Source organism: Synechococcus sp. H70.1 (assembly GCF_047502705.1).
Taxonomy (GTDB): domain Bacteria; phylum Cyanobacteriota; class Cyanobacteriia; order Thermostichales; family Thermostichaceae; genus Thermostichus.
The window spans coordinates 67,727-74,347 of sequence record NZ_JANSIV010000119.1 but is presented as its reverse complement, the minus strand read 5'-3'; the positions used below and the strand labels follow the sequence as shown (position 1 = coordinate 74,347).

Annotated in this window: 7 protein-coding genes; 4 read left to right on the top strand and 3 right to left on the bottom strand. The window is 60.0% G+C overall.

Annotated elements, in window-relative coordinates; all coding sequences use genetic code 11:
• The 3 genes from NW827_RS08960 to purD all read left to right on the top strand — a co-directional run.
• A partial coding sequence (locus NW827_RS08960) for a glycosyltransferase (RefSeq protein ID WP_414503584.1) occupies window positions 1-272 on the top strand: 272 nt, incomplete at its 5' end.
• Window positions 273-298: 26 nt separating this feature from the next.
• Complete coding sequence (locus NW827_RS08955) at window positions 299-964, top strand: glycosyltransferase (protein ID WP_414403906.1); 666 nt, start codon at window positions 299-301, stop codon at window positions 962-964.
• 111 nt (window positions 965-1,075) lie between these two features.
• Window positions 1,076-2,389, top strand: a complete 1,314-nt coding sequence (purD, locus tag NW827_RS08950; RefSeq protein WP_414403905.1) for a phosphoribosylamine--glycine ligase — start codon at window positions 1,076-1,078, stop codon at window positions 2,387-2,389.
• Window positions 2,390-2,619: 230 nt separating this feature from the next.
• On the opposite strand, the gene NW827_RS08945 is transcribed toward purD, so the two are convergent.
• Together NW827_RS08945 and NW827_RS08940 are read right to left on the bottom strand one after the other, a co-directional pair.
• On the bottom strand, window positions 2,620-3,777 hold the full coding sequence (locus NW827_RS08945; protein ID WP_414403904.1) for a CAP domain-containing protein: 1,158 nt from the start codon (window positions 3,775-3,777) through the stop codon (window positions 2,620-2,622).
• Between the two features lie 381 nt (window positions 3,778-4,158).
• The gene (locus tag NW827_RS08940; protein ID WP_414403903.1) at window positions 4,159-4,644 is read right to left on the bottom strand and encodes an ureidoglycolate lyase; all 486 of its coding nucleotides are present in this window, start codon (window positions 4,642-4,644) and stop codon (window positions 4,159-4,161) included.
• A 134-nt stretch (window positions 4,645-4,778) separates the two neighbouring features.
• Here NW827_RS08940 and NW827_RS08935 point away from each other — a divergent pair, with 134 nt between their 5' ends.
• Window positions 4,779-5,555, top strand: coding sequence for a hypothetical protein (locus tag NW827_RS08935; protein WP_414403902.1), 777 nt, complete (start codon window positions 4,779-4,781; stop codon window positions 5,553-5,555).
• A 92-nt stretch (window positions 5,556-5,647) separates the two neighbouring features.
• Here NW827_RS08935 and NW827_RS08930 read toward each other — a convergent pair whose 3' ends face one another.
• Window positions 5,648-6,418 carry an RNA polymerase sigma factor SigF gene (locus NW827_RS08930; RefSeq protein WP_414403901.1) on the bottom strand — a complete coding sequence of 257 codons (771 nt, stop codon included), beginning with the start codon at window positions 6,416-6,418 and terminating at the stop codon, window positions 5,648-5,650.
• Between the last annotated feature and the right edge of the window lie 203 nt (window positions 6,419-6,621).

The window sequence follows — 6,621 nt, the reverse complement described above, 5'->3', positions numbered from 1 at the left end:
TCCTGGACAGCACCGCCGCCCCCCTGCAGGTCTGGCTGGTGGACGACGGCTCCACCGCTGCCACCTGGGAGCTGGCCCAGGCCCTGGCTGCCGAACGGCAAGATCCGCGGCTGCACCTGCTCCAAGGGGATCTCCGCCCCCAGGGTCAAACGTGGGTGGGCAAAAACTGGGCCTGTGCCCATGCCGTTGCTGCCCTGGCCGCCCAGCCTGATCCCCCCGACTACCTGCTCTTTCTCGACTGCGACGTGCGGCTGCCATTGAAGCAGCCCTAGGACAGTTGCTGGCAAGCGGCAGCGCCTTGGTAAGCGTAGGGCCTCAGTTGGTGTGCGGCTGCCTGGCCGAGTGGCTGGTGCAGCCCATCATGATGGTCATCTTGGCGGCAGGCTACGACTTTGCCGCCGTCAACGATCCCAAGTGTCCCAAGGCCTTTGCCTTCGGGCCGTTCATGCTGTTTCGCCGCTCTGCCTACGAGCAAGTGGGCGAACACGCCGGCGTGGCCAATGTGGTTATCGAGGATGTGGCCTTGGCCCAGCGCATCAAAGTGGCTGGCCTGGGCTTGCAGATTTGCCTAGGGGGGTCGCGGGTGCGATGCCGCATGTACGCCAATGGAGCCGCCCTCTGGGAAGGGTGGACGAAAAACTGGTTCCTAGGCCTGGAGCGCAACTGGGCCCTCGCCGTGTTGGCGATGGTCACTGTCTTGGGCATCTGCAGCCTGCCCTGGCTGGGGTTGATCCTGGCTGCGGCTATGGGATCCCTGCAGGTCTTGGCGGCCAGCCTGGCCGGGATCCTAGGCCAAGGGGTCATCCGCCTGCTTCTATGGCGTTGGGCCCACCTGCCGCTGCGTTACTGGTGGCTGACGGTGGTGGGAGGCTGGGTGACGGCAGCCATCATCTTGGCTTCTGCCATCCGCACCACCAGCGGGCGCAACTGGACTTGGCGGGGCCGTCCCCTGGGGTCAAACTAGCCTGGATCCTCTGAAATCTGTTGGGAACATGGTCTAATGGGGGATGTTCGGGGAGCATCCCAAAATAAACAAGCGGCGTTGACAAGGTGTTTACAAAGGTGGGGTAGCACCATGCAGGCTTTGGTCATCGGCTCCGGGGGAAGGGAACACGCTCTGGCGTGGAAGCTGTTGCAGTCTCCCCAGATTACTCGGGTCTACTGTGCACCTGGCAACGGCGGCACGCAGCAGATGCCCCGCTGTCAATCCGTAGCGCTGGCAGCCACTGACATCGAGGGTCTAGTTCGATTCGCTACCGTTCAAGGGATCCGCCTGACGGTGGTGGGGCCGGAACTGCCCTTGGTCGCGGGAATTGTGGACGCCTTTCAGGCAGCGGGGCTCCCCATTTTTGGTCCCAGTCGCGCCGCCGCCCAACTGGAGGGAAGCAAGCTCTGGGCCAAGCAACTGATGCAGGAAGCAGGGATCCCTACGGCTCCGGCTGCTGGCTTTGCCGACTTGTCTGAGGCACTGGCCTACCTGGATTCAAGAACTCCGTCAGGCAAAGGCAGCTATCCGGTGGTGATTAAAAAAGATGGGCTGGCCGCCGGCAAGGGGGTAACCGTTGCCCACAGCCGGGAAGAAGCCGTGCAGGCCCTGGAGGCAGCCCTGGCCAAGCCGGGCGAGCGGGTGCTGATTGAGGAGTTCCTTGCCGGCCAAGAGGTCTCGGTGCTGGCTCTGACGGATGGCCAGATCTGCCTGCCGCTGCTGCCCGCCCAAGACTACAAGCGCCTTGGCGATGGCGATACCGGCCCCAATACCGGCGGCATGGGGGCCCACGCCCCAGCAGACCACCTGGTGACGCCACAGCTTTTGGCCCGCATCCAGGCCCAAGTGCTGGATCCCACCCTACAGGCGCTACAGCGGCGGGGCATTCGCTACCAGGGGGTGATCTACGCCGGCCTGATGATTGCACCCAACGGGGATCCCTATGTGTTGGAGTACAACTGCCGCTTCGGGGATCCCGAAGCCCAGGTGATCCTGCCCCTGTTGGAAAACCCTCTGGACGAGGTGCTGCTGGCCTGCATCGAGGGACGGCTGGCCGATCTTCAACTAAAGTGGAAACCTGGCTACGCCGCCTGCGTGGTCATGGCTGCCCCCGGCTACCCTGACAGCTACGAGCGAGGGATCCCCATTACTGGTCTGGAGGCTGCTGCTGCCACCGGGGCCCTGGTGTTCCATGCCGGCACTCGCCAGGTGGGCAAGCAGCTTCTCAGCGACGGCGGGCGTGTCCTCTGTTTTACCGGCCAAGGGGCAACGCTGGCGGAAGCGCTGCGCCAAGCCTATGCTGCTGTGGAGCAGGTGCAGTTCCCCAAAGCCCACTACCGTTCTGACATTGGCAGCCGCGCCCTTGGGCCTGCCGTCCGGCGAGGTGTAGTGCCCGCCTCCTAGTCCCCTTCTTTTTTCGACTGCATCTCAAAGCCCCAGAGAGGTCGCTTCTCTGGGGCTGGTAAAGCAGCTTTAAAAAAAGCTTTGATGATTAGAGCCTAACTCCTCCAGTAAAGAGACGGCAACGATAGTATCAGAATCTCAACTTTCCTTAGATTTTCTCAACGGTGGGGCTGTTTCCGGCTGAGGAGAAGAGGCCTAACGTCTTGCTCCCGAAGGCATGCAGTTGAGCATCAGGGTGCAAAGTCCCACTCTAAGCTGAGGTTGAAGGGCTTCTTCTGCCAGAGCCAGCGAGGTGGGATCCCCAGTCCTTCGGTTAAGGGCGCAGACCTTTGCGGCGCTTGAGGGTTGCAGTCGTAGAGGGTGGTGGTGTAGCGATAGGTGCGCGGCGGCCCGCCCTTGAGCCGGATGCCGCTAATCTCAAAGAGGTAGGGGCGATTGGGCTGGACGGGTCCCACCGAGTAGGTGAGAGTCTCTAGGCCAAAGGCGGGATCCCCAACCCGCAGATCCCAAACCGGCACTGCCTCGCCAGTGAGGGCATCGGTGATGCGAACTTGGGCCTGGCTGAGATCAGAGAGGCCGCCGCGGCTGGGCACCGAGAAAGACCAGCGGTAGGCAGACAAAGGCTGGCCGGAAAACCCCTCGAGGCGGTACAGGTAGCCGTCCCTCTCCGGGAAGGCAATGAACTCTGGATCTGGCACCGACTCGTCAAAACCGAAGATCCAATTGGCATTGGCCTGGGTCACCCGTCCGGCCCGCGGGTCGTAGACAATGCCGTAAGCTCCTTGGGCGTACTGGGGGTAGAGGTTCCAGCGGCGATGCCCCACATCCACGAAGTTTTCCCGGCCCGGCTCGGCAAAATAAATATCTACCTGGCGCGCCAGCACCCGCCCTGGGTCGGGGCCGTTCAGCTCCAGAATCGGGCCAATTGCCAAGTTGCTAAAGCGGGATCCCGCCGCCCCGGCAGCAGTGAAGCAACGCCAAGAGGGGGGTGGCTCGTGGCTGAGGGCGCCATTGGCCACCTGCAGCAGCGCCGCCTGCTGAGCGGCCGCCAAGAATTCGGGATTGAGCTCCACCGGCGGCAACTCGTGCAACAGCCGCAGAAAGTTCAGCCGATCCATCATCTTCTGGGCTGCTGCCGGGGTGAGGCGACCGGGATTGCAGGTGGCAACTTGCGGCTGCTCGGCATAGATGGGGCCAGCAAAGGTGCGGGTCTGGCGATCCAACTGGCAGAGGAAGTTGGCAATCGGCAGCTCTCCTGCCCGCGGAGGTTCTGGAGCTGTGAGGGATCCCCTCCCACCACAGGCAGCCACCAAAAATAGTAGGCAGAGCAAACTAAGAACTCCCCCTGCCCAGACTGGCTTCCAACTGGGCAGCCGCTGCCAAGGCATGTAAGTCCTGTAGGGTTATCGACTAGCAGGAGTAGGGGTAGGGAGGCTGGGGGGACTGACGGTGCTGCTGCTACCCTCGTCACAGGCAGACAGCAGCCCCAGGCAGAGGAACAGGGCCAGAGCCCCCAAGAGCTTGCAGGTCACTTGGGTGGGTTGAAGTGTAGCCATCGCAACAGATCTCCAAAACCCTGCCAGGCTTGACCCTGTTTTATCACACAGGGGGGAAGTGCCAGAGCAGAACCTGGTTTCTCCCCCTTGGCCCTGCCTACTAGAGATAGAGCCCAAAGCGATCCTCTCTCTCCACCCTTAGTGCTGGTAGGGATCCCCGTACCTTAATGGCACCTTAGATGAATCTGCTTTTTTGCTGCTGAATTCGGCTGCTCAAGGGATGATCTGGAACTCCAGGTTGTAGGTCTGAAGCAGGTTGATTGTCTCGTGATCGGTGAGGTTGGTGTCGGCCAGCTCCAGGTTGTAAAAATCGATAAACTCCTCGTGGTCAAAGTAGGGGCCGGCATGCCAGGTGCCCACCTCCAGTTTGATAAAGCAATCGCCGGGCACCCGAAAAGCTTGAATCTCGTCCACCTGCAGCTTCTTGCGAGGCGGTGCAACGGCAATAAACCACTCCTTGCCGTGCAGGGATCCCAGACACTGGGTGCAACGGGTGTGGTGAGTTATTTGGGTGAACCGAAGGCCACGGCGGGGCAAGCGCATGAGGTAAAAGCGGGGTTGCCCCTGATTCAAAACCAACTGGGCATCTTGGCTGTCGAAGGGTTTGTCGTCAGGGACAGGGTAGATCACCTGCCCGTAGGGGGCAAAGTTTTCCGACTCCACCAGATGGGCCTTTAGTTGGCGCAATTGGCTGCTCACTCTACCTGTCTCCTCCTTGGATATTGAGACTATCTCCGCAGCTTGCCGTAGCCTGTCTGTTTTCCCCAGCCGGATCTTAAGATACCGACGGTAGAATTAGGGGGAAGACTTAGCTCTTTGCAGAGCCCCTAGCGATGCGGCGGGATTTACAGGAGCTGGTCATTTCTCCTTCTCTAGTGGAAAAGCTTTCCGGGGTACCTATAGATTGGCTGTACCGGCCTCGGCCTGTCCGTCGCTGGAAAGATTGGCTGCGCCAGTTCTCCGCTTTTTGGGAGCTGCTGCGCCTGCTGTTGGTGCTGGATCTCTTCTGCCGTTTCTTGACCTTTTGGGCAGGGGGATCCCTAGTGACCTTGGTGGGGCGGATGGTGATCCCTGGTCTGCGCAGCAGCTGGGGCAGTTGGCTGGTGGAATGGGGGATCCTGGCAGCCATTGCCGCTTTGGGCCAAGCCTATTGGATTTTCCGCAGCCGCCGCCTGCCGCTCTTGCTGAACTTGCTGGAAGAAGTAGATCGCTACCATCAGCTTATTCAAGCTATTCACATCAACGACGAATTGGTGGAGGCAGGTAATCCTGAGGTCAAGCTGCTCCAGCGGGATCAGATTATCGAGGCCTTGAAGCTGGCTCGCAGCGACCTAATCCGCGCCTTGAAAACCGAACGGATCTTGCGGCAGAACAAAGACTTTATTGAGCAGCAAAGTGAGTTCTTCGGTGACGAGTTGACAACTCTAACTGCGCTCCAGGTAAGGGAACAGGCCAGCGAACACTCGCGGCTTTTGGAGGCTGCTTTGCAAATTGCCTTGCAGGTGCGCTCCCAAGTGAGCCAACTGCAAAAAAGGGAAGCAAGCCTATCCCCAGACAAAACTCAACCTCCCAGCGAATCTCAAAACCCAGATTCCCCTCCTCTTGGATAGGCCCTCCTAGCGGCGGCAGGTGCTGGCGACTGTTGCTGAAGCAGGGGTGGAAAACTGGAGCAGGGATCCCGAAGGTAGCAGAGCTCTAGCTTTTAAAAAATGTCCTGCTTGAGTAACTGGGCCAAGCGCTCCAGGCCCTTTTTGACCTGGCGGGAAACCGTAACGGCGCTGATCCCCAGCCGCTTTGCTGTCTCTTTTTGGGTGAGATCGTAGAGGAAAACAAGTTCTAAAATCTGGCGGGTGCGCTCCTCCAGTGCGGCAAGGGCATTTTGCAAGCGGATGCGATCTTCTTCCGCCAGTTGAAAGCTGCGGTAGCGCTGATCCGGAATGACCTCCCCTAAGGCAGCACTGTCTTCCTCTGTTTGAATGGGGGCATCAAGGCTGAGCAAGCTGCTGTTTTGCTGGGCCAGTTGCATCTCTCGCCATTCTTCCTCTGTTAGCTGCAGGGCTTCTCTTACCTCCCTTTCGGAGGGAGGACGGCCCAACTCCTGCCGCAGACGGACGATTACCTTCTTGGCTTGCCGCTGCAGAGTCGCCCAACGGCGTGGGATCCGAATTGCTGGGCTCTTGTCTCGCAGGTAGTGTTGGATTTCGCCACGAATGTAGGGAAGAGCAAAGGAGCTAAAAGCCAAGCCGCGGCTGACGTCAAAGCGTTCGATGGCTTGAATTAATCCGATGCATCCCACTTGCACCAGGTCGTCGTAGGCCTCATTGCATTGGCTGCGCCAGTGGTGGGCTTCTTTGCGCACCAAGCCGAGGTTCAGTTCTACCAGCCGATTGCGCAGGGCAGGATCCCGAGTCTGGTGGTACAGCCGCAACAGCTCGACGGTTTGGGTTTTGACGTCTTCCTGCTTGGAGGCCATGGAGACAAACGGCGTCGGTGGGTCGGGGCTGTCGAGAGGAGACCGTTGGGGAGCTATGAGCCTGGAAGTCCCTGGTTTTCCTTCAAGGCCGGATAAGGAGCCAAACAAGGGATCCCCCCTGACCTCGAACTTTTCCAGATCAGACCTCTACTGGGCCCAACTGGGGAGCAACCTGCAGGCAAACCCTTTCAAAGCGTGACCAT